The 22,968-nt window shown below is 65.2% G+C and carries 20 protein-coding genes and 1 pseudogene; 12 read left to right on the top strand and 9 right to left on the bottom strand.

The window, feature by feature from the left end:
* Positions 1–29 precede the first annotated feature (29 nt).
* From CCOS191_RS25015 to bioB, 7 genes are all read right to left on the bottom strand, one after another.
* Positions 30–1,835 (bottom strand): phenylacyl-CoA dehydrogenase, encoded by a 1,806-nt coding sequence (locus CCOS191_RS25015; protein WP_046857407.1) that lies wholly within the window; start codon positions 1,833–1,835, stop codon positions 30–32.
* A 250-nt stretch (positions 1,836–2,085) separates the two neighbouring features.
* Positions 2,086–2,382: a hypothetical protein gene (locus CCOS191_RS25020; protein ID WP_046857408.1), complete on the bottom strand. Its 297-nt coding sequence runs from the start codon at positions 2,380–2,382 to the stop codon at positions 2,086–2,088.
* 109 nt (positions 2,383–2,491) lie between these two features.
* On the bottom strand, positions 2,492–3,172 hold the full coding sequence (bioD, locus tag CCOS191_RS25025; RefSeq protein WP_046857409.1) for a dethiobiotin synthase: 681 nt from the start codon (positions 3,170–3,172) through the stop codon (positions 2,492–2,494).
* A 1-nt stretch (position 3,173) separates the two neighbouring features.
* Positions 3,174–3,998: a malonyl-ACP O-methyltransferase BioC gene (gene bioC / locus CCOS191_RS25030; protein WP_046857410.1), complete on the bottom strand. Its 825-nt coding sequence runs from the start codon at positions 3,996–3,998 to the stop codon at positions 3,174–3,176.
* Positions 3,991–4,722, bottom strand: a complete 732-nt coding sequence (locus CCOS191_RS25035) for an alpha/beta fold hydrolase (RefSeq protein WP_046857411.1) — start codon at positions 4,720–4,722, stop codon at positions 3,991–3,993. The genes bioC and CCOS191_RS25035 overlap by 8 nt, the downstream gene beginning before the upstream one ends.
* Positions 4,715–5,887 carry an 8-amino-7-oxononanoate synthase gene (gene bioF, locus CCOS191_RS25040; RefSeq protein WP_046857412.1) on the bottom strand — a complete coding sequence of 391 codons (1,173 nt, stop codon included), beginning with the start codon at positions 5,885–5,887 and terminating at the stop codon, positions 4,715–4,717. The genes CCOS191_RS25035 and bioF overlap by 8 nt, the downstream gene beginning before the upstream one ends.
* Positions 5,888–5,889: 2 nt before the next feature.
* Complete coding sequence (gene bioB / locus CCOS191_RS25045) at positions 5,890–6,948, bottom strand: biotin synthase BioB (protein WP_046857413.1); 1,059 nt, start codon at positions 6,946–6,948, stop codon at positions 5,890–5,892.
* Positions 6,949–7,037: 89 nt separating this feature from the next.
* Between bioB and CCOS191_RS25050 the strand changes: the two genes are divergently transcribed.
* The 4 genes from CCOS191_RS25050 to rarD all read left to right on the top strand — a co-directional run bounded on the left by CCOS191_RS25050 (position 7,038) and on the right by rarD (position 10,602).
* A complete protein-coding gene (locus tag CCOS191_RS25050; protein ID WP_046857414.1) occupies positions 7,038–7,775 on the top strand; it encodes a ComF family protein in 738 nt (245 codons plus the stop codon).
* A gap of 57 nt (positions 7,776–7,832) precedes the next feature.
* Positions 7,833–8,597 (top strand): TOBE domain-containing protein, encoded by a 765-nt coding sequence (locus CCOS191_RS25055; RefSeq protein WP_046857415.1) that lies wholly within the window; start codon positions 7,833–7,835, stop codon positions 8,595–8,597.
* A gap of 78 nt (positions 8,598–8,675) precedes the next feature.
* Entirely contained in the window at positions 8,676–9,650 is a 975-nt protein-coding gene (locus CCOS191_RS25060) for a serine/threonine protein kinase (RefSeq protein ID WP_046857416.1), read from the top strand.
* Positions 9,651–9,714: 64 nt separating this feature from the next.
* Entirely contained in the window at positions 9,715–10,602 is an 888-nt protein-coding gene (rarD, locus tag CCOS191_RS25065) for an EamA family transporter RarD (RefSeq protein ID WP_046857417.1), read from the top strand.
* Between the two features lie 260 nt (positions 10,603–10,862).
* On the opposite strand, the gene CCOS191_RS25070 is transcribed toward rarD, so the two are convergent.
* Positions 10,863–11,381 carry a glycine cleavage system protein R gene (locus tag CCOS191_RS25070; RefSeq protein WP_046857418.1) on the bottom strand — a complete coding sequence of 173 codons (519 nt, stop codon included), beginning with the start codon at positions 11,379–11,381 and terminating at the stop codon, positions 10,863–10,865.
* 461 nt (positions 11,382–11,842) lie between these two features.
* Between CCOS191_RS25070 and CCOS191_RS25075 the strand changes: the two genes are divergently transcribed.
* Positions 11,843–14,020 (top strand): malate synthase G, encoded by a 2,178-nt coding sequence (locus CCOS191_RS25075; RefSeq protein ID WP_046857419.1) that lies wholly within the window; start codon positions 11,843–11,845, stop codon positions 14,018–14,020.
* Between the two features lie 116 nt (positions 14,021–14,136).
* On the opposite strand, the pseudogene CCOS191_RS25080 reads toward CCOS191_RS25075, so the two are convergent.
* Positions 14,137–14,587 (bottom strand): annotated as a pseudogene (locus tag CCOS191_RS25080) (response regulator).
* A gap of 205 nt (positions 14,588–14,792) precedes the next feature.
* Between CCOS191_RS25080 and CCOS191_RS25085 the strand changes: the two are divergent.
* From CCOS191_RS25085 to CCOS191_RS28265, 7 genes are all read left to right on the top strand, one after another.
* The gene (locus tag CCOS191_RS25085) at positions 14,793–16,730 is read left to right on the top strand and encodes a putative nucleotidyltransferase substrate binding domain-containing protein (RefSeq protein ID WP_046857421.1); all 1,938 of its coding nucleotides are present in this window, start codon (positions 14,793–14,795) and stop codon (positions 16,728–16,730) included.
* Complete coding sequence (locus CCOS191_RS25090; RefSeq protein ID WP_046857422.1) at positions 16,727–17,437, top strand: 3'-5' exonuclease; 711 nt, start codon at positions 16,727–16,729, stop codon at positions 17,435–17,437. The genes CCOS191_RS25085 and CCOS191_RS25090 overlap by 4 nt, the downstream gene beginning before the upstream one ends.
* A gap of 124 nt (positions 17,438–17,561) precedes the next feature.
* Positions 17,562–18,080 (top strand): RNA polymerase sigma factor, encoded by a 519-nt coding sequence (locus tag CCOS191_RS25095; RefSeq protein ID WP_038707220.1) that lies wholly within the window; start codon positions 17,562–17,564, stop codon positions 18,078–18,080.
* Entirely contained in the window at positions 18,077–19,021 is a 945-nt protein-coding gene (locus tag CCOS191_RS25100; protein ID WP_046857423.1) for a FecR domain-containing protein, read from the top strand. The genes CCOS191_RS25095 and CCOS191_RS25100 overlap by 4 nt, the downstream gene beginning before the upstream one ends.
* A gap of 148 nt (positions 19,022–19,169) precedes the next feature.
* Positions 19,170–21,596 (top strand): TonB-dependent siderophore receptor, encoded by a 2,427-nt coding sequence (locus CCOS191_RS25105; protein WP_046857424.1) that lies wholly within the window; start codon positions 19,170–19,172, stop codon positions 21,594–21,596.
* 81 nt (positions 21,597–21,677) lie between these two features.
* Entirely contained in the window at positions 21,678–22,790 is a 1,113-nt protein-coding gene (locus CCOS191_RS25110; protein ID WP_046857425.1) for a PepSY-associated TM helix domain-containing protein, read from the top strand.
* On the top strand, positions 22,787–22,963 hold the full coding sequence (locus CCOS191_RS28265) for a hypothetical protein (RefSeq protein WP_172670908.1): 177 nt from the start codon (positions 22,787–22,789) through the stop codon (positions 22,961–22,963). The genes CCOS191_RS25110 and CCOS191_RS28265 overlap by 4 nt, the downstream gene beginning before the upstream one ends.
* Positions 22,964–22,968: the final 5 nt, after the last annotated feature.

Below are 22,968 nucleotides of genomic sequence, written 5' to 3' on the forward strand. Positions count from 1 at the left end.
GGCAGGCGGTTTCGTGCAACCGTCTTGGCTTAGATGGACAGACCGAAGTCTTCTTCCTTCATCGCCATCAGGTTGTCCGCGCCGGACAGAATGGCCGCCACGTGGGTGCGGGTACGTGGCAGGATGCGCTGGAAGTAGAAGCGCGCAGTCTGCAGCTTGGCGGTGTAGAACGCCTCTTCGCTGGTGCCGGCCGCCAGTTTCTCGGCTGCCAGGCGGGCGATGTCGGCCCAGAAGTAGGCCAGGCACGCATAGCCGGAGTACATCAGGTAGTCCACCGAAGCGGCACCCACTTCCTCGCGGTCCTTCATCGCGGCCATGCCGATCTTCATGGTCAGCTCGCCCCATTCCTTGTTGATCGCGGCCAGCGGCTCGACGAACTCCTTGGTGGCGGCGTTGCCTTCCTGGGATTGGCAGAACTTGTGAACGATCTTGGTGAAGCCCTTGAGCGCCTCGCCCTGGGTCATCAGCACCTTGCGACCGAGCAGGTCGAGCGCCTGGATGCCGGTGGTGCCTTCGTACAGCATGGAAATACGGCTGTCGCGTACGTTCTGCTCCATGCCCCATTCGGCGATGAAGCCGTGGCCGCCGTAGATCTGCACACCGTGGTTGGCAGACTCGAAGCCGACTTCGGTCATGAATGCCTTGGCAATCGGGGTCAGGAAGGCCAGCAGCGCGTCGGCCTTCTTGCGCTCTTCCTCGTCCTGGCTGTACTTGACGATGTCCACCTGCTTGGCGGTGAAGTAGACCATGGCGCGGTTGCCTTCGGCGAACGCCTTCATGGTCAGCAGCATGCGGCGCACGTCCGGGTGGACGATGATCGGGTCAGCGGCTTTTTCCGGTGCTTTCGGGCCGGTCAGCGAGCGCATCTGCAGGCGATCGCGGGCATACTTCAGGCCGCCCTGGAACGCCACTTCGGCGTGGGCCAGGCCTTGCAGCGCGGTACCCAGGCGAGCGGTGTTCATGAAGGTGAACATGCAGTTCAGGCCCTTGTTCGCCGGGCCGATCAGGTAGCCGGTGGCGCTGTCGAAGTTCATCACGCAGGTGGCGTTACCGTGGATGCCCATCTTGTGCTCGAGCGAGCCGCAGCTCACGCCGTTGCGCTCGCCCGCGCCGCCTTCGGCGTTGGGCAGGAACTTCGGCACGATGAACAGCGAGATACCCTTGGTGCCGGCCGGCGCATCGGGCAGGCGGGCCAGGACGATGTGCACGATGTTATCGGCCATGTCGTGTTCACCGGCCGAGATGAAGATCTTGGTGCCGGACACTTTGTAGCTGCCGTCGGCCTGAGGTTCGGCCTTGGTGCGCAGCATGCCCAAGTCGGTGCCGCAGTGCGGCTCGGTCAGGCACATGGTGCCGGTCCATTCGCCGGACACCAGTTTGGTCAGGTAGGTCTCCTGCTGCTCGGGGGTACCGTGCTCGGAGATGGTGTTCATCGCGCCATGGGACAGGCCTGGGTACATGCCCCACGACCAGTTCGACTCACCGACCATTTCGCTCAGGGCCAGGCCCAGCGACTCAGGCAGGCCCTGGCCGCCGTGCTCGGCGTCGTGGGCCAGGCTCGGCCAGCCGCCTTCGACGAACTGCTGGTAGGCTTCCTTGAAGCCGGTCGGGGTCTTCACGCCCGCCTCGCTCCATGTGCAGCCTTCCAGGTCGCCGACGCGGTTCAGCGGGGCCAGTACCTCTTCACAGAACTTCGCGCCTTCCTGCAGGATCGCGTCGACCATGTCGGGCGTGGCGTCCTGGCAGCCCGGCAGGCTCTGATAATGCGCCTCATAGCCGAGCAGTTCGTCGCGGACGAAGCGGATATCACGCAAGGGGGCTTTGTAATCAGGCATTGCGATGAACCTCTGTGATGAGTTCGGTAGGGAGACCGCGGGTACCGACCAGCTCTTGGCGGCTTTCGGTCAAACAGTTGTTTGAAACTTACGTTTAGGAGGCCTCGCTGTCAAGGAGGGCTAACAATGGCATTTATGCCGCCGAATATGACGATTCAGCCAAACACCCTCAAACGCATCGCGGGGCAAGCCTGCTCCCACGAATGGAAGCGGGCTTGCCCCGCGAAGTAAGCGAATGTGGTTCAGCGAATCAGGCGTAGGTGTCGATGAACCGACCGAGCATTTCATCGGAAGCCTTGGCGACTTTGGCACCTAGTTCGACTTCGTGCTTGCCCAGGGCCAGTTGCACGGTGCTGGTGGCTAGATCCATCTGCTGACTGCGGTCAACGCCGCGCAGGCGCTCGGCCTGGTAGTCGGTGGACTGCCCGCTGGTGCCACGCTCGACGGCGCCGCTGGCGATCTGCTGGGCGGCCTGGTCGACACGGTTATGGCCGTTCTGGATGGCACCCAGGCCCGCGTAGTAGGCGGAGCTCGCATTGATTTCCATGTCAGGACTCCATGACGCTGGATGATGAACAGGCCTTATTAAAGCAGCAGACTGGGAAAAAGGCCCGTTTAAATCCCTAATAGCCTAGTGCCAGCTGATAGGTAAAGGCCTAATCCAACAGGTCCAGGTGCAAATGCTCGGCCACTGCGGCGGCGCTCGCCTGCTTCAACCAGGGTACGCGCCCCAGGCATGGCGCGGGCAGCCGCTCGGCCAGGCTCGACAGGTTCTCCTCCAGGCGCGATGTACGCGGATCGACGATGTTCGCCACCCAACCGGCCAGTTGCAGGCCGTCGCGGGCGATGGCTTCGGCGCTGAGCAAGGCGTGGTTGATACATCCCAACCGCACCCCTACCACCAGGATTACCGGCAGTTTCAGGGCAATGGCCAGGTCTGACAGGTTGGCATGGTCGGACAACGGCACCCGCCAGCCACCTGCCCCTTCGATCAAGGTGAAGTCGGCGTGCTGCGCCAGCACCTGCTGCATCGCATCACGCAGCACCGGCACGCTCAATACCACCCCCGCCTCGTGCGCCGCCACGTGTGGAGCGATGGCCGGCTCGAAAGCGAAAGGGTTGACCGCTTCATAGGGCAGTTTGATCGAGCTTTCATCGATCAACGCCAGGGCATCGCTGTTGCGCAACCCTCTGGGCGTCACCATGCACCCGGATGCCACCGGTTTGGCCGCCAACGTGCTCAGCCCCGACTGCATGGCAGCATGCAGCAGACCCGCGGCGATGGTGGTCTTGCCGACATCGGTGTCGGTGCCAGCAACGAAATAGGCCTGGCTCATGTCACTGCTCTCCGGCCAGCGGTTTGCGCAAGACGCCATACACCACCTGATAGGTGGCAGGCAGCCCCTGAGGCTGGCGGAACTGTTCATAGGCCTGCAACAGGCCCTGCATCCGCGCACGTCCGGTCAACCCCGATGGGCGCCCCGGATTGAGGTTGTGCGCACCCAGTGCCTTGAGCTCGTGGGTCAGGCTGCGCACGTCGGGGTAGTGCAGTACATGGGGACGCCGCTCCAGGTCGATCACCTCCAGGCCGCTGTCCGCGCATAGACGCTGGTAATCCTCGAAACGCCGGAAGCGATTGACATGCACCATGCCATCGACGGCTTGCCAGCTGGCACGCAGCTCATCGAGGGTGCCCACGCACAAGCTGCTGAATGCCAGCACCCCGCCTGGACGCAGCACCCGCCGCGCCTCACCCAGCACGCTGGCGAACTGGCCGCACCACTGCACCGCCAGGCTGCTGAACAGCAGGTCGACACTGCCATCGCGCAACGGCAGACGCTCGGCGTCACCTGCCACATGGTGCCGGGCGCCGCCGTGCTCACGGGCATGGCGCAACATGCCCTCGGCGATGTCCACCGCCACACCATCGGCATCTTTGAAGCGCTCGGCCAGGACCCGGCTGAAATGGCCGGTGCCACTGCCCATGTCCAGCCAGCGCACAGGGGCAAGACCTGCGGGCAGTTTCTCCAGCAACGCCATGCCTACGGCGCGCTGCAGGGCCGCGACACTGTCGTAGCTGGCCGCGGCGCGGGAAAACGAAGCCGCCACCTGGCGCTTGTCCGGCAGGGCACCGGGCAAGGTGGGCTGGGAAAGATCAGTCATCGCCACTCTCATGCAGGAAACTCTTGATGCCCGCCGCCAGCTCCTGCGGGTACTCCAGCAGGAAGGCGTGGGAACTGTCTTCGACCAGGCCGACTTCCACGTCGGGCAACAGGTCGCTCAGGGCCTTGGCAGCCTCCACCGGCACCAGCGCGTCACTGCCGGCAAACAGGTGCAGCTGCGGGCCGCCGTATTGCTCCAGGGCAGCGCGTGTATCAAGGCTGGCCAGCACCTCCAGCCCGGTGGCCAGGTACAGCGGATCGGTGTCGGGCACGCCGACGCCCAGTTGGCGCAGCAAGGTGCGTGGTTGCTGCGCGCCGTCGCTGCACAAGGTACGGAAACGCTTGAGGGTCACCTGGGTATGGCTGCGGCAGCCATCGAGGAAGGTACCGAAGGTATCCGGCGCCATCCCGTGCGGCCAATCCGGCCGAGCGACGAAACTGGGGTTGCTGGCCAGGGTGAGCAAGCCGCAGCAATGATCGCCGCGCTTGTGCGCCAGGGCGCTGGCAAGCATGCCACCCAGCGACCAGCCGCCCAGCCACACGTCGTTGGGCAGCTTGCGGTCGAGGTAGTCGACCCAGGCCAGCGGGTCGTTGTCGGGCAGATCCGGCAACGGCATCAGTTCGACCTGCAGGCGCGGGTCCTGGGCACGCAGGCTGGCGGCCAGCGGCTCCAGTGAGGCGGTGCCCAGCCCCCAGCCGGGCAGAAGGATCATTCGGTTACGCATCGGCGGACTCCAGCTGTGGATAACACTCGGCCAATGCATTCAACAATAGCTGCACCTGCGCCTCGCTGTGGGCGGCGCTCAGGGTCACCCGCAGACGGGCACTGCCGGCGGGCACGGTGGGTGGGCGAATCGCCGTGACCAGCAGCCCGCGCTCGCGCAGCAAGCGGGACAATGCCAGCGCCCGCCCCGCATCGCCGATAAGGATCGGCTGGATTGCGGTGTGGCTGTCCATCAGGGTCAGGCCTATCTCCTCGGCGCCCGCGCGGAACTGCCGGACCAGCGCGGCCAGGTGCTCACGCCGCCAGCGCTCCCGACGCAACAGCTCCAGCGCCTTGAGTGTGGCGCACGCCAATGCCGGCGGCTGGCTGGTGGTGTAGATGTAGGGCCGGGCGAACTGCACCAGTGCCTCGATCAGGTCCTCGCTGCCGGCAACGAAGGCGCCAGCGGTGCCACAGGCCTTGCCCAGCGTGCCGATCAGCACCGGCACGTCATCGACACCCAGGCCGAAATGCTCGACCAGGCCGCCGCCGTTGGCGCCCAAGGTACCAAAGCCATGGGCATCGTCGACCATCAACCAAGCGTCGCGGCTGCGCGCGGCCTTGGCCAGGGCCGGCAGGTCGGCGCAGTCGCCATCCATGCTGAACACGCCATCGGTGACCACCAGGGTATTGCCGGTAGCTTTCTCCAGGCGACTGCTCAGGCTGGCCGGGTCGTTGTGCAGGTAGCGACTGAAGCGGGCGCCACTGAGCAGCCCGCCGTCGAGCAGGGAAGCGTGGTTGAGGCGGTCCTGCAAGACTGTGTCGCCCTGCCCCACCAGCGCGGTGATGGCCCCGAGGTTGGCCATGTAGCCGGTGGAAAACAGCAATGCCCGTGGCCGCCCGGTCAACTCGGCCAGCGCTTCTTCAACGGCATGGTGCGGCGTGCTGTGGCCGATCACCAGGTGCGAGGCGCCACCGCCGACACCCCAGCGCTCGGCGCCATCGCGCCAGGCCTTGATCACCTCGGGGTGATTGGCCAGGCCCAGGTAGTCATTGCTGCAGAAGGCCAGCAGCGGCTGGCCATCGACCACCACCTGCGGCCCTTGCGGGCTTTCCAGCAGCGGCCGTTGCCGATAGAGGTCCGCGGCACGCCGTTCGGCCAGCCGCGCGGCGAGATCGAAGGCCATGCTCAGGCCGAGGCTGCGTCGTAGAACAGCTCGCTGCTGCGCTGCTCGACCAGCGCCTGCTCGATGGCGGCCTGGTGCACTTCGTCGGCGTGCTCTTCGCGAGCTTCCGGCTGGATACCCAGGCGGGCGAACAGCTGCATGTCCTTGTCGGCCTGCGGGTTGGCCGTGGTCAGCAGCTTCTCGCCGTAGAAGATCGAGTTGGCCCCGGCCATGAACGCCAGGGCCTGCATCTGCTCGTTCATCTGTTCACGGCCAGCCGACAGGCGCACGTGGGACTTGGGCATGAGGATCCGGGCAACGGCGAGCATGCGGATGAAGTCGAACGGATCGACGTCTTCCTCGTCGGCCAGCGGCGTGCCGGCAACCTTGACCAGCATGTTGATCGGCACCGACTCCGGGTGCTCGGGCAGGTTGGCCAGCTGGATCAACAGGCCTGCGCGGTCGTCCAGCGACTCGCCCATGCCAAGGATGCCGCCGGAGCAGATCTTCATGCCGGCGTCACGCACGTAGGCCAGGGTCTGCAGGCGTTCGCTGTAGGTACGGGTGGTGATGATGCTGCCGTAGAACTCCGGCGAGGTATCGAGGTTGTGGTTGTAGTAGTCCAGGCCGGCCTGGGCCAGAGCCTGGGTCTGCTCCTGGTCGAGCTTGCCGAGGGTCATGCAGGTTTCCAGGCCCATGGCCTTGACCCCTTTGACCATCTCCAGCACGTAGGGCATGTCCTTGGCCGAGGGATGCTTCCACGCCGCGCCCATGCAGAAGCGGGTCGAACCGATGGCCTTGGCCCGGGCGGCCTCCTCCAGCACCTTCTGCACTTCCATCAGCTTCTGTTTTTCCAGCCCGGTGTTGTAGTGGCCGGACTGCGGACAATATTTGCAATCTTCCGGGCAGGCGCCGGTCTTGATCGACAGCAGCGTGGAGACCTGCACACGGTTGGGGTCGAAATGCGCGCGGTGCATGGTCTGGGCCTGGAACAGCAGGTCATTGAACGGCTGCTGGAACAGTGCCTTGACCTCGGCCAGGGACCAGTCGTGACGGGTTGTTGCAATTGCGCTGGCGCTCATCGGCGTTTCCTTATCTATGGTCTGACTGACGCCGGGACAGGAAAACCCTCCAGCGCATAACGGATAGCTCGCATAGTCACGGAAGGCCCATGAACTGTCAACCAATCAAGAAGATACCGGTTTACATCTGTATAAATATCGATCAGTCCTGTTTGCTCTGCGACGAGCCCGCAGGGCAGCCCTATCCCCTGTGCCTCGCCTGCGAGCAGGCGCTGCCCTGGCTGCAAGAGCAATGCCGCCGTTGCGCGCTGCCCCTGGCGTTGGACGACCTTCTCTGTGGCAACTGCAGCCGCCGCCCACCGGCATTCAAACGGGTGATCGCGCCCTGGCATTACGGCTTTCCCGTCGACAGCCTGATAAGCCGCTTCAAGCACAACAGCCAGTGGCCCCTGGGGCGGTTGCTGGCCCAATTGCTCGGCCAGAGCCTGAGCCAGCACTATCACGAAGGCTTGCCACGGCCTGACTGCTTGTTGCCCGTTCCCCTGGCCGGGCGTCGACTGCGCCAGCGCGGCTTCAACCAGGCGGCGATGCTCGCCCGCTGGCTCGCCAGACAATTGCGCCTGCCCTGCGACGAGCACCTGCTGCAGCGGGTGCGCGATACACCGGCGCAACAGGCGCTCGGCGCCAAGGCCCGGCAACGCAACCTGCGCCAGGCTTTCGCCCTCACCCCGGGCAGTGAACTGGAGGGCCTGCACCTGGCGTTGGTCGACGACGTGCTGACCACCGGGGCAACCGCGCAGACCATCGCCAGGTTGCTGCGCAAGGCCGGTGCCCGGCGGGTGGATATCTACTGCCTGGCGCGCACACCGCGCCCGGGCCAGGCTTGACTTGCCCCGGTGACGGCGGCAACGTCGCGGGACCTACACCACGCCTGATGCCCGCCCATGTCCCTGCCCGCCTTGCTCACCCAGCACATCGCCCGCCGCCCACAGCGCATCGCCCTGCTGCAACATGTCGCCGAGCAGGGGTCCATCACCCGCGCCGCCAAGGCTGCGGGGATCAGCTACAAGGCCGCCTGGGATGCCATCGACGAACTCAACAACCTGGCCGCGCAGCCCCTGGTCGAACGCAGCACCGGGGGCCGCGGCGGCGGTGGCGCCCGGCTGTCCGCCGAAGGCGAACGGGTACTGCGCCTGTACCAGCGCCTGCAGGCGTTGCAGGCAGAAATCCTGGAATCCGCCGAGGACAGCAACGACCTCGCGTTGCTCGGCCGGCTGATGCTGCGCACCAGTGCGCGCAACCAGTTGCAAGGGCGGATCAGCGGGCTGCGCCGCGAAGGCCGGCATGACCGCATCAGCCTGGACCTGGGCGGCGGCCTGGAGATCGAGGCCTTGATCACCCGGGGTAGTACCGAGCGCCTGGAGCTGGCACTGGGGGGCACGGTGGTGGCGCTGCTGAAGGCGGGGTGGGTGCAGTTGCTGGGGCCGGACGAGCTGGCGGAGCAAGGCAGCAATTGCCTGAAGGCCAAGGTCGAGGAGCTTGTCGGTGAGCAGGACGGTCCAGTCGAGGTGCGCCTGGCACTGGGTAACGGGCAGACCTTGTGCGCTTTCGCCGAGGCTGACTGGCTGGCGCAGTATCAAGTCGGGCCGCAGAGCATGATGCGGGTGCAGTTCCATCCGTCGTTCGTGTTGCTGGGGGTGCCGGTCTAACCGGCTACGACAAGGGCGGGGCCTGCCATGTGATTGGGGTAACATGCAGCCACGTCGTCCCCGCGCCTGGAGCCTTTCATGTCCCACCCCTTCGACACCCTCACCCCCGACCTCGTGCTGGACGCCGTGGAAAGCCTGGGCTTTCTCAGCGATGCGCGGGTGCTGGCGCTCAACAGCTACGAAAACCGTGTCTATCAGGTGGGCATCGAGGGGGAACAACCGCTGATCGCCAAGTTCTACCGCCCTGGGCGCTGGAGCGATGCGGCAATCCTCGAAGAACACGCCTTCACCGCCGAGCTCGCGGAGTGCGAAGTGCCCGTGGTGGCGCCGCTGTTGCACGAGGGCCGCTCCTTGTTCGAGCACCAGGGGTTTCGCTTTGCCCTGTTCCCGCGCCGTGGCGGCCATGCTCCGGAGCCGGGCAACCTCGACCAACTGTACCGCCTGGGTCAGTTGCTCGGGCGCTTACATGCCGTGGCAGCCATCCGGCCATTCGAACATCGTGAACAGCTGGCTGTGGACAACTTTGGCCATGCCTCGCTCAACACCCTGCTGGACGGCGGCTTCGTTCCTCGCGAGCTGCTGCCGGCCTTCGAATCCGTGGCCCGCGACCTGCTCAAGCGGGTCGAGGATATCTACGCCCGCACCCCGCACCAGCGAATCCGCCTGCACGGCGACCTGCACCCCGGCAACCTGATGCACCGCGACGATATCTACCATGTGGTCGACCTCGACGACTGCCGCATGGGCCCGGCGGTGCAGGACCTGTGGATGATGCTTGCCGGCAGCCGCGAGGAACGCCTCGGCCAGCTGGCCGAATTGATCGACGGCTACAACGAGTTCCACGACTTCGACCCGCGCGAGCTGGCCCTGATCGAGCCACTGCGCGCCCTGCGCCAGCTGCACTACAGCGCCTGGCTGGCGCGGCGCTGGGATGACCCGGCATTCCCGCGCAGCTTCCCGTGGTTCGGCCAGCCGCGCTACTGGGGTGACCAGATCCTGGCCCTGCGCGAACAGATGGCCGCTCTCGATGAACAACCGTTGAAATTGTTCTAGAAGCGCGCCGCGCTCTGTCTACAATAGGCGTCGCTTTATTTAGCTACCTAAGCAAGGATTCTGCATGCACGCCGCAAACCCGCGTCGCGGGTATATTCTGGGCCTTGGCGCCTACATCATCTGGGGCCTGTTCCCCCTGTACTTCAAAGCGATCCAGAGCGTCCCGGCGGTGGAGATCATCGTCCATCGGGTGCTTTGGTCGGCGCTGTTCGGCTCGCTCCTGCTGCTGGTATGGAAGCACCCCGGCTGGTGGCGCGAACTGCGCGACAACCCCAGGCGCCTGGCCATCCTGGCCCTGAGCGGCACGCTGATCGCCGGCAACTGGCTGACCTACGTATGGGCGGTGAACAACGGGCGCATGCTCGAGGCCAGCCTGGGCTACTACATCAACCCGCTGATCAACGTACTACTGGGCATGTTGCTGCTCGGTGAGCGCCTGCGCCGCCTGCAATGGCTGGCAGTGGGCCTGGCGGCCCTCGGCGTGGCGCAACAGGTCTGGCAGGTCGGCAGCCTGCCCTGGGTATCGTTGGCGCTGGCCCTGTCGTTCGGCTTCTACGGCCTCATCCGCAAGCAGGCACCGGTCGCGGCGCTGCCCGGCCTGGTGGTCGAAACCTGGATGCTGGTACCACTGGCGATCGGCTGGCTGCTGCTGCACCCGACGGCCAACAGCGCCAGCCTGGCGTTCTTCAACAGCAGCGAGGCCCTGTGGCTGATCGCCGCCGGCCCGGTCACCCTGATACCTCTGGTGTGCTTCAACGCCGCCGCACGCCACCTGCCGTACACCACCCTGGGCTTCCTGCAGTACCTGGCGCCGACCTTGGTGCTGCTGCAGGCGGTGTGGCTGTTCGATGAGCACCTGACCTCCAGCAACCTGCTGGCGTTCGCGTGCATCTGGGCGGGGCTGGCGGTGTACAGCGTCGATGCCTGGCTGAGTTTGCGCAAGCGCGCCTGATCAATTAGTGATCAAACAGCTGCAGAGCACGGAATTCGTGGTCTGCAGCAAGGTCTCCAGAGGTTATCCACACCCTCGTCCCCGTGGTTTGTGCACAAGCGCCTGATAACTGGGTATTTTTTGCTCAATGCTGGCTAACCGGCGTGGCTATTGGGCTGTAGCGGTACGCCCCCAGGTTATCCACAGGGGCGTCCCCGTTAAATCGGGATAACCGTGGGAGCGGCGGTTCGCCGTTGCGACTTGCCCGCGATTGCCTGCAGTCAATCCTCCGGCCGCAACCGCAACTCCACCATCAGGTCATCCGCCAGGCTCTCCAACCTTGCCTGCAAATCATCCAGCGACAAGGTCAACGGCAGCGCCAGCAGCGCATCGGCCTGGAACAACGGCTCGCTGCTCATCGGCGCCGGGCGCACCTCGGTGCTCAGACGCTCCACGTTCACCCCAAGCTCCGCCAGCAGGCGGGTAATGTCGCGAACGATGCCGGGCCTGTCGTTACCCACCAGTTCCATCGCGATCGGTTTCCAGGTGCAAGACGGCTCGATGCCGCTTTCGGCGATCAACACTCGAATGCCGTGGTCGCCCAGTTTCTGCAACGACTCGACCAGTTCGGCGTAGTTCTCCGCCGGTACCGCCACCCGCAAGATCCCGGCGAACTGGCCGGCCATGCGTGACATGCGGCTTTCCAGCCAGTTGCCATTGTGATCGGCGATGCACTGGGCGATACGTTCTACCTGCCCGGCCTTGTCAGGGGCGATCACGGTCAGTACAAGATGGTCCACGGGGCCACTCCTTCATTCGTCTGCAAGCGCCGCCGCAGATGGGGGCGATACGGGGATCGAATCAGTATAGGCAAGGCGCGGCAACCTGCCGCAGGACAGTCAAGGCAACTCATCGTGTACTGTTTCAAGATTTATCTGGAACAATCCACCTGTTTTTTGCGAACATGTCGTCTCCCAGCGTGACCCCATGCGACCAATCGGTCGCAGAGCGACGCTTTTAGTCTGATGTTTACCTGCCTGCTGCTTCATGTAGTATGCATCGGCGCGGACTACAAAAACGTCGTTTCGATGTCTGCCAAGGCGCCTGTGAAAATACGCCAACCGCCCGCCGGCCCGTCTGGCGAGCCGCACCCAGCCGCCCCGGATCACGCGGGCATGCACTGGTGCCGTGTTTAGAGAAGCGCTACAGGCTTAATACAGAAGAGCGAAAGCGAAATAGCTGAGCAGAGGTGAGGCAAGCAATGACTGGATACGTTCAAGTCGGTGGCCTTCAGGTCGCCAAGGCCCTGTACGACTTCGTCAACGACGAAGCGATCCCTGGAACCGGCATCAAGGCCGATGCGTTCTGGGCCGGGGCGGCAGAGATCATTAAAGACCTCGCTCCGAAGAACAAAGCCCTGCTCGCCAAGCGCGACGAGCTGCAGGCCAGGATCGACGCCTGGCACCAGGCCCGTAAAGGCCAGGCCCACGACGCCGTGGCCTACAAGGCGTTTCTCGAGGAAATCGGCTACCTGCTGCCAGCCGTCGAGGACTTCCAGGCCACCACCCAGAACGTCGATGAAGAGATCGCGGTCATGGCCGGCCCGCAGCTGGTGGTGCCGGTGATGAACGCCCGCTTCGCCCTGAACGCCGCCAACGCCCGTTGGGGCTCGCTGTATGACGCGCTCTACGGCACCGATGCCATCAGCGATGAAGGCGGCGCTGAAAAAGGCCAGGGCTACAACAAGGTTCGTGGCGACAAGGTGATCGCTTTCGGCCGCGCCTTCCTCGACCAGGCCGCACCACTGGCCGCCGGCTCCCATGTCGACTCCACCGCCTACCGCATCGAAGGCGGCAAGCTCGTGGTCGCGCTCAAGGGCGGCAGCAACAGCGGCCTGCGTGACGATGCCCAGCTGATCGGGTTCCACGGCGATGCCGCCGCGCCGACCGCGGTGCTGCTCAAGCACAACGGCCTGCACTTCGAGATCCAGGTCGACGCCAGCACCCCGGTCGGCAGCACCGACGCCGCCGGCCTGAAAGACATCCTGATGGAATCGGCACTGACCACCATCATGGACTGCGAAGACTCGGTCGCCGCCGTCGACGCCGACGACAAGGTCATCGTCTACCGCAACTGGCTGGGCCTGATGAAAGGCGACCTGGCCGAAAGCGTGAGCAAAGGCGGCAAGACCTTCACCCGCACCATGAACCCGGATCGCGAATACGCCGCGCCCAATGGCGGCAGCGTGACCCTGCACGGCCGCTCGCTGCTGTTCGTGCGCAACGTCGGGCACCTGATGACCAACCCGGCGATCCTCGACGCCCAGGGCAATGAAATCCCCGAAGGCATCCAGGACGGCCTGTTCACCAACCTGATTGCCCTGCACAACCTCAACGGCAACACCAGCCGCAAGAACACCCGTACCGGCAGCGTCTACATCGTCAAGCCGAAGATGCATGGCCCTGAAGAGGTGGCGTTCGCCGCCGAGATCTTCAGCCGCGTCGAAGACCTGCTGGGCATGAAGCGCAACACCGTCAAGGTCGGCATCATGGACGAGGAGCGCCGTACCACGGTCAACCTCAAGGCCTGCATCAAGGCTGCGGCCGAGCGCGTGGTGTTCATCAACACCGGCTTCCTCGACCGCACCGGTGACGAGATCCACACCTCCATGGAGGCCGGCGCCGTGGTGCGCAAGGGCGCCATGAAGAACGAGAAGTGGATCGGCGCCTACGAAAACAACAACGTCGATGTCGGCCTGGCCACCGGCCTGCAGGGCCGCGCGCAGATCGGCAAGGGCATGTGGGCCATGCCCGACCTGATGGCCGCCATGCTCGAGCAGAAGATCGCCCACCCGCTGGCCGGTGCCAACACCGCCTGGGTACCGTCGCCGACCGCCGCCACCCTGCACGCCCTGCACTATCACAAGGTCGACGTGCAGGCCCGTCAGCGCGAGCTGGCTTCGCGCACCCAAGCGCAGGTCGACGATATCCTCACCATCCCGCTGGCGGCCAACACCAACTGGTCGGCCGAGGAAATCCGCAACGAGCTGGACAACAACGCCCAGGGCATCCTCGGCTACGTGGTGCGCTGGATCGACCAGGGCGTGGGCTGTTCGAAAGTGCCGGACATCAACGATGTCGGCCTGATGGAAGACCGTGCCACCCTGCGGATTTCGGCCCAGCTGCTGGCCAACTGGCTGCGCCATGGCGTGGTCACCCAGGAGCAGGTGCTGGAAAGCCTCAAGCGCATGGCCGCGGTGGTGGACAAGCAGAACGCCGGTGACGCCCTGTACCGCCCGATGGCGCCGAACTTCGATGACAACATCGCGTTCCAGGCCGCCGTAGAGCTGGTGGTAGAGGGAGCCAAGCAACCGAACGGCTACACCGAGCCGGTCCTGCACCGTCGTCGTCGCGAGTTCAAGGCGCGCAACGGGCTGTAGGTCATCAAGGGGCCGCTTTGCGGCCCAATCGCCGGCAAGCCGGCTCCCACAGGTCAGCACTATCCTTGTGGGAGCCGGCTTGCCGGCGATTGGGCTGTGAAGCAGACCCAGTACGATTAATCCATTCTCAGTTCTTTGCGTACCAGCTCCAGCAACTTGCCCAGGTCCACCGGCTTGAGCAGAAAGTCCACTACCCCCAGGTGCATCACGTCCACCGCCTCCTTCACATCGGTGTCGCCCGACACCACGATGATCGACAGCGCCGCCCGCTCGGACTCGCGAACCTGGCGAATCAGCTCCAGGCCATCCTTGGGCTCCATGCGCAGGTCGGTGATCATCAGCGCGATCCGCGGTTCGTAATGCAGCTTCAACATCGCTTCCTGCGCGCCGTCAGCCGTCATGCAGGCGATACCTCGGCTCTTCAGGTACAGGCTCAGCGCCTCGCTGTTCACCGGGTTGTCGTCCACCACCAGCACCACGGGACGAGCCGCGACAGGCGCACTCACCCCGGCCAGTGCCTCGCGCTCGGCGTCACTCAGTATGTCGTCATGCTCGGCCATGGCCCATCTCGTCAAAAAAATCTCGTTCACAGCTTAGGACCGCGGAATTTACATAGCCCGGTTCGCCTTTCGTCGGGTCCTTGACAGCCTCGCTCTAGACTTACGTCCAATGGGCACCACACTACGGCCAGCCGACCATGGGGGCCGAGAACAACAAAGCCGACCCCTATAGATAGATATATATAGTTCGGCGTAGCGATACGGTCAGCTTCATGAGCAAAAAGGACGCCTATACCCAGGCCGGCAGGACAGCGGTACTGCAAAACATCCAGGGCACCCTGCAGTTCCTGCAGCGTTTCCCGCCGTTCAACCAGATGGAACACAGCCACCTGGCCTACCTGGTGGAACAGTGCCAGCTGCGCTTCTACGCAGGCGGCGAAAGCATCATCACGCCGGCCGAGGGCCCGGTCGAGCACTTCTATATCGTCAAGCAGGGATGCGTGGTCGGCGAACGCCACCATGTCACCAAGCCAGGCACCGAGACCACCTTCGAGATCACCAGCGGTGAATGCTTCCCGCTGGCGGCCTTGCTCGGCGAGCGGGCCACCCGCACCGAGCACCTGGCCGGCGAGGACACCTTCTGCCTGCAACTGGACAAGGCCGCGTTCATTCGTGTGTTTTCCATGTCCGAGGTGTTCCGCGACTTCGCCCTGCGCGGCGTCAGCAGCCTGCTCGACCAGGTCAACCAGCAAGTGCGCCAGCGCGCCGTGGAAACCCTGGGCACCCAGTACTCGCTGAACACGCCGCTGGGCGAGCTGGCGCTGCGCCACCCGGTGGTGTGCACGCCAGACACGCCACTGCGCGAAGCCGTGCGGCTGATGCACGAGCAACAGGTTGGCAGCATCGTGATCATCGATGAGCAGCGCCACCCCATCGGCATCTTCACCCTGCGCGACCTGCGCCAGGTGGTGGCCGACGCCAGCGCCGAACTGACCGCGCCCATCGAGCGCTACATGACCGCTAAACCGTTCTACCTGAGCCCCCAGGCCAGTGCGTTCGACGCCGCCATGGCGATGACCGAGCGCCACATTGCCCATGTCTGCCTGGTGGACAACCAGCGCCTGTGCGGGGTGATTTCCGAGCGCGACCTGTTCTCCCTGCAACGCGTCGACCTGGTGCACCTGGCCCGCACCATCCGCCATGCACCGCGGCTGGACAGCCTGGTGTCACTGCGCGGCGAAATCGGCCAGCTGGTCGAACGCATGCTCGCCCACGGCGCATCCTCGACGCAGATCACCCAGATCATCACCCTGCTCAACGACCACACCGTGTGCCGGGTGATCGAACTGGCCATCGCCGAGCGCGGCGACCCCGGCGTGCCGTTCAGCTGGTTGTGCTTCGGCAGCGAGGGCCGCCGCGAGCAGACCCTGCACACCGACCAGGACAACGGCATTCTTTTCGAGGCCCGTGACGGCGCCGAAGCCGAGGCGATCCGCGCACGCTTGCTGCCGTTGGCCCAACAGATCAACCACAACCTGGCCCAGTGCGGCTTCACCCTGTGCAAAGGCAACGTGATGGCCGGCAACCCCGAGCTGTGCCTGTCGCGTGGCGAGTGGGCGCGGCGCTTCGCCGGCTTCGTGCGCGAAGCCAGCCCCGAGAACCTGCTGGGCTCGAGCATCTACTTCGACCTGCGCGTGGTCTGGGGCGACGAGCAAGGCTGCGAGCAACTGCGCCAGGGCCTGCTGGAGCAGGTCGCGGACAACCGTATCTTCCAGCGCATGCTGGCCGACAACGCCCTGCGCCAGCGTCCGCCGGTCGGGCGCCTGCGCGAGTTCGTGCTGACCCGCCAAGGTGACGACAAGGCCGCCACCCTCGACCTCAAGGTGCAGGGCCTGACCCCGTTCGTCGATGGCGCCAGGCTGCTGGCCCTGGCCCATGGCATCACGGCGTGCAATACCCTGGAGCGGCTGCGCCAGCTGATCACCAAGGGCATCATCGACCCGCTCGACGGCGCCGCCTATGAAGAGGCCTACCACTTCATCCAGCAGACCCGCATGCAGCAGCACCAGCGCCAGAGCCGCGAGAACATGCCTTACTCCAACCGGCTCGACCCCGACAGCCTCAACCACCTGGACCGGCGCATCCTGCGCGAGTCCCTGCGCCAGGCCCAGCGCCTGCAGAGCAGCCTGGCCTTGCGGTACCAGTTGTGAACCTGTTCGCCTGGTTGCGCCCCACAGCTCCCGAACTCGATGCGGCGCTGCAGCGGCGCCTGGCCGCGCTGCCCGGCCCTGCGCCTCTGGGTGTGTGCTCCCTGCGCGAACAGCGCTGGGTGGTGCTCGACCTGGAGACCAGCGGCCTTAATCTCAATCGCGACCAGGTGCTGTCGATCGGCGCGGTGGCCATCGAGGACGGTGCCATCGACCTCGGTCGGCCGTTCGAGCGGACCCTGCGCCGCCCCGAACAGAGAACCAACGCCAGCGTGCTGATCCACGGCCTGGGCCCAAGCGCCCTGGCCGCCGGCTGCGAACCGGCCGAAGCCCTGCTCGACCTGATGACGTTCATCGGCGACAGTCCGGTGCTGGCGTTCCATGCCCCGTTCGACCAGCGCATGCTGGCCCGGGCGTTGAAGGACAGCCTGGGCCTGCGCCTGCAGCATCCGTTTCTCGATGTGGCGGAGCTGGCGCCGATGCTCAACCCCGACACCGTGCTGCGCGAGGCCGGGCTGGACGACTGGATTGCCCGTTTCGGCCTCGAAGTCCAGGCCCGTCACCATGCCAGCGCCGATGCCCAGGTGACCGCGGAACTGGCGTTGATCCTGTTCAGCCAGGCGCGCCGCCAGCAACTGGACAGCCCGCTGCAGCTGGAGCAGCGGGTGCGCCAGTGGCGACGACGCAAGGCGCAGCACCACGGCCTCTGACTTTTATCGCGCTCCCCTGACATGCTGGCAATCCGATAAGCGTCAATTGCGCCCTCCCCCCTGCCTCTGCCACAATCGCGAATAATTATCGTTAGTTAACGCATTCTTTCCCGGGGAACGCTTCTTGACGTCTGCGCACAGTCCACATGCCGAACTGGTCGGCGCGCTGTACCGCGACCATCGCACCTGGCTGCTGGCCTGGCTGCAGCGCAGCACCGCCTGTCGCCAGCGTGCCGAGGACCTGAGCCAGGACACCTTCGTGCGCCTGCTCGGCCGCGAGCGCCTGGACGCCCCCCGCGAACCCCGCGCCTTTCTGGTCGCCGTGGCCAAGGGCCTGTTGTTCGACCACTTCCGTCGTGCCGCCCTCGAGCAGGCCTACCTCGCGGAACTGGCGCTGCTGCCCGAAGCCGAGCACCCGTCACCGGAACAGCAACACCTGATCCTCGAAGACCTCAAGGCCATCGACCGCTTGCTGGGCAAACTGTCGAGCAAGGCCCGGGCAGCCTTCCTGTACAACCGCCTGGACGGCCTGGGGCACGCCGAGATCGCCGAGCGCCTCGGGGTGTCGGTCTCGCGCGTGCGCCAGTACATCGCCCAAGGCCTGCGCCAGTGCTATGTCGCCCTTTACGGGGAGCCGACATGAAGCATGCCCCGGTTTCCAGCAAGGTGCTGGAAGCGGCCATCGCCTGGAAGCTCTGCCTCGACGAAGGTAGCGGTACCCCGGACGAACGCAGCGAGTTCACGCGCTGGCACGCCGCCCACGAGGAGCACGCCCGCGCCTGGCTGCAACTGGGCATGCTCGACCAGCGCGTCAACGCTGCCGCCGGGCCGGTACGCCACACCCTGCTGCAATCCCGGGCCGGGTTGCGCCAGCGCCTGGGCGGCCTGGCCGGCATGCTGCTGCTTGGCGGCCTGCTGGCCTGGGCTGGCGCACCGTCACTGTCGCCCACCTACTGGCTGGCCGACCAACGCACCAGTACCGGCGAGTTGCGCACCCTGCGCCTGGAAGACGGCACCCTGCTCAGCCTCAACAGCCAGACCGCGGTGGACATCGACTTCCAGGGCGAACAACGGCTGATTGTCCTGCACCAGGGCGAGATCTCGGTGGAAACCGGCCACAAGGACAGCCGCCCATTGCTGGTGCGCACCGAGGAAGGTCGCCTGCGCCCGCTGGGTACCCGCTTCCTGGTCAAGCGCGAGGAGGCCGGCACACGCCTGGAGGTGCTGCAGGCATCGGTAGCCGCCAAACCCCAGCACAGCGGCGACGAGCAGGTGCTGCGCGAAGGCCAGCAAGTGCTGATGAGCGCCGACGGCCTTGGCAGTGTCAGCCCCGTGGCGGTCGGCAGCGACGCCTGGACCCGCGGCATGCTGGTGGTGGACAACGTGCGCCTGGCCGACCTGGTGGCCACCCTCGGCCAGTACCGTAGCGGCCACCTGGGCGTCAGCGACGCAGTGGCCGAGCTACGCGTGAGCGGCAGTTTCCCGCTGACCGACACCGACCTGGCCCTGGCCTCGCTGCAACCGGTGCTGCCGGTGAAGATCGAACGGCATACGCCGTGGTGGGTCACCGTTACCGCCAAATAGCCCCAGCCAGACCACCCTTTGGGAGCCGGCTTGCCGCCTCCCAAAGGGTTTTGCAAATCAGTCGTATTTTTTTTCAGACCCCCCTGTCACTTTCCCACTCTCGCTCGGCAAGGAAGCAGTCAGCACTATTTCGTCGAGGAGCCGCTGAATGTCCCGTGCCGTTGATGCTTTGCTTCGCCCCAGCCTGATGGCCCTGGCCATCGGCCTGGCCACCCCGTTGGCCAGCACCGCCCTGTTCGCCGCCGAACAGTCCGCCATGCGTGCCTACAACCTGCCCAGTGCACCGCTGGCCAGCACCCTGAACCAGATCGCCAGCCAGGCCGGTATCGCCCTGGCGCTGGATCCGGCGCTGGTCAGTGGGCGCAATTCGGCGCCGGTAAGCGGCCAGTACAACGGTATCGGCGCGCTACAGGCAGCCCTGCGTGGTACCGGCCTGCAGTTGCAGCAAAGCAGCGCCGGCAGCTACAGCCTGGTGGCGGAAGGCAGCCTGGCGCTGCCGGAAACCAACATCGACGCCAACAGCAGCTTTGAAAGTGCCTGGGGTCCGGTGGAGGACTATACCGCCAAGCGCACCGCCGCCGGCACCAAGACCGACACCGCGCTGGTCGAAGTCCCACGCTCCATTTCCGTCGCCACCCGCCAGCAGATGAGCGACCGCGGCGTGCAGAGCCTGGATGATGCGGTGAAGTACATGCCCGGCATCGTCTCCGCCAGTTTCGGCAGCGACACCCGCTATGACTGGATGCGCGTGCGCGGCTTCGAGCCGACCCAGTTCCTCGACGGCCTGCCCCTGCCCCGCGGCGTCTATGCCAACCCGAAAGCCGAAACCTGGAACCTCGACCGCCTTGCGCTGCTGCGTGGCCCGGCCTCATCGGTGTATGGCCAGACCCCACCCGGCGGCCTGCTGGACATGGTCAGCCGCCGCCCCCAGGCCGAGAGCAGCCACGAGATCCAGTTGCAGTACGGTAGCGACAACCACCGGCAGATCAACTTCGCCAGCACCGGCAAGCTTGATGAGCAGGGCCAGTTCCTCTATGGCGTCAGCGGCGTGGTGCGCGACAGCGGCACACAGATCGACCATATCGACAACAAACGCTACAACATCGCCCCAAGCCTGACCTGGAACATCGACGAAGACACCTCGCTGACCTTCCTCAGCCAGTTCACCCGCGACGATACCGGCGCCACCAGCCAGTTCTACCCGATCCAAGGCACCAAGATCGACATGCCGTTCGGCAAGGTCTCCCGCCACAAGAACCTGGGTGACCCGGATTACGAATACTACGACCGCACCTACTACGCGCTGGGCTATGCCTTCGAACATCGTTTCAACGATGTCTGGCAGTTCCGCCAGAACGTGCGCTACACCAAGAGCGAGTTGTCATTCCAGGCGCTCACCGTTGGTGCCTACTTCCAACCCGGCGGCCCGGTGGACAACGAGGGCAATGCCAACCGCATGTCCACCAACGTCGATGAGGACATCAGCCAATTCGCGCTCGACAACAACTTCCAGGCCGACTTCACCACTGGTGACATCAGCCACACGGTTCTGATCGGCCTGGACCACCAGCGCACCGAGTCCGACTTCCTCTCGATCTATGGCTTCGACGTACCAGCCACCAACGTCAACAACCCGGTGTACGGCTTGCCGATCATCCGCCCAGACCGCTCCGCGGCCTATCTGGACTACAACCAGAAAACCGTGCAGACCGGGCTCTACATCCAGGACCAGATGGCGCTCGACAAATGGCGCCTGACCCTGGGCGGGCGTGAAGACTGGGTGCATACCGGCACCACGTTCCGCAACAAGGGCAATGCCACCAACACCCAGCGCGACAAGCAGTTCAGCGGCAACGCGGCGCTGAGCTACGTGTTCGATTCAGGCTTTGTTCCCTATCTGTCCTATGCCGAGTCGTTCCAGCCAAGCAGCGGCTCGAACGCAGACGTCGAGAAGTCGTTCAAACCGACCGAAGGCCAGCAATGGGAGCTCGGCATCAAGTACCAGCCACCTGGCTCCAACACCCTGTTGTCTGCGGCCGTGTATGACCTCACCCAGAAGAACGTGACCGTCACCAACAACGTGGGTGGGGTGCCGGTCTCCAGCCAGACCGGCGAGGTCAAGGTCCACGGCCTGGAGCTGGAAGCCGTCTCCGACGTCACCGACAACCTGAAAGTGATCGCCGCCTACACCCTGGCCAAGTCCGAAGTCCAGAAAGGGCCGCACAAAGGCAACCGTCTGCAGCAGATGCCCAACCAGCAGGCCTCCTTGTGGGCCGACTACACCTGGCATACCGGTGTGCTTGACGGCTTCGGCATTGGCCTTGGCGCACGCTACACCGGCAACCGCTACGGTGACGAAGCCAACACCTGGCTCGGCAAGAGCAAGGCCTACACTGTGTTCGACGCTGCGGTGCACTACGACCTGGGCCGCCTGGACAGCAGCCTCAAAGGCGCCTCGGTGGCGGTCAACGCCAGCAACCTGCTGAACAAGGACTACCTCTCGACCTGCGACGGCTACTACTGCTACTACGGCGACCAGCGCAGTGTCGTCGCCAGCGCCACCTACAAGTTCTGAGTGACCGAAGCCATCGCGGGGCCAGCCCGCTCTCACGATTGGTGGGAGCGGGCTGGCCCCGCGATGGCGTAAGGAGCCGTGATGAAAAGCCAAACCATCCGCCGCTGGTCAGTGATCCACACCTGGAGCAGCCTGGTGTGCACGCTGTTCCTGCTGCTGCTGGCCCTGACCGGCCTGCCGCTGATCTTCCACCACGAGTTGGAACATGTGCTGGGCGATGCCCCCGAACTGCGCGAAATGCCGGCCGGCACCCCGCACCTGGACCTGCAGCAACTGGTGCTCAAGGCCGAGCAACACCGCCCTGGCGAAGTCATGCAGTACTTCGGCTACGAAGAGGACGAACCCAACGGCGTGGTGGCGATCATGGCCGCCACTGCCGGCACCCACCCGGACCAATCGCACACCTTCATGCTCGATGCCCGCACCGGCGAGGCCGTGGCCATGCCGGCGGCCAACGGCGGTTTCATGATGCTGATGCTGCGCCTGCACGTGGACATGTTCGCCGGGCTGCCCGGCAAGCTGTGGCTGGCCTTCATGGGCCTGCTGTTCGTCGTCGCGATCGTCTCCGGCACGGTGCTGTACGCGCCGTTCATGCGCCGCCTGGAGTTCGCCACGGTGCGCCACGACAAATCCCGGCGCCTGCGCTGGCTCGACCTGCACAACCTGATCGGCGTGGTCACCCTGACCTGGGCCCTGGTGGTCGGCGTCACCGGGGTGATCAGCGCCCTGTCCGACCTGGTGATCGCCGCCTGGCGCAACGACAGCCTGGCGGCCATGGTCGCGCCCTACCGCGATGCACCGCCGCTCACCGAGCGCGCTCCGGCCACGCAACTGCTGAAGATCGCCGAACAGGCCGCGCCCGGCATGCGCCCGGACTTCATTGCCTTCCCCGGCACCCGCTTCTCCAGCGAGCACCACTATGCGGTGTTCATGAATGGCGCCACCAACCTGACCTCGCACCTGTTCACGCCGATCCTGATCGACGCGCGCACCCTGGAGGTGACTGCCGTGGGCGAGCGCCCCTGGTACATGGACGCCATGGGCCTGTCACAGCCCCTGCACTTCGGCGACTACGGAGGCCGACCGATGCAGATCCTCTGGGCCGTGCTCGATATCCTGACCATCATCGTGCTGGGCAGCGGCCTGTACCTGTGGTGGGGCAAGCAACGCAAATCGCGGGAGGCGCGGGCATGAGCCACAAGTCGCAAAGCACAGGAAGGATCTTCGCCTGGCCGGCGCTGATCGCCTTGCTCAGTGCGGCCGGACTGTTTGCCGCACTGCTCGGGGATGGGATGTGGGATGTTCTGGCCTGGGTGGGGCTAGGTGTTTCAGCCGGCCTCGGGCTGAGTGGGTTCTGGCGGCGATAGGCTGC

This window comes from Pseudomonas sp. CCOS 191 (assembly GCF_001007005.1).
Taxonomy (GTDB): domain Bacteria; phylum Pseudomonadota; class Gammaproteobacteria; order Pseudomonadales; family Pseudomonadaceae; genus Aquipseudomonas; species Aquipseudomonas soli.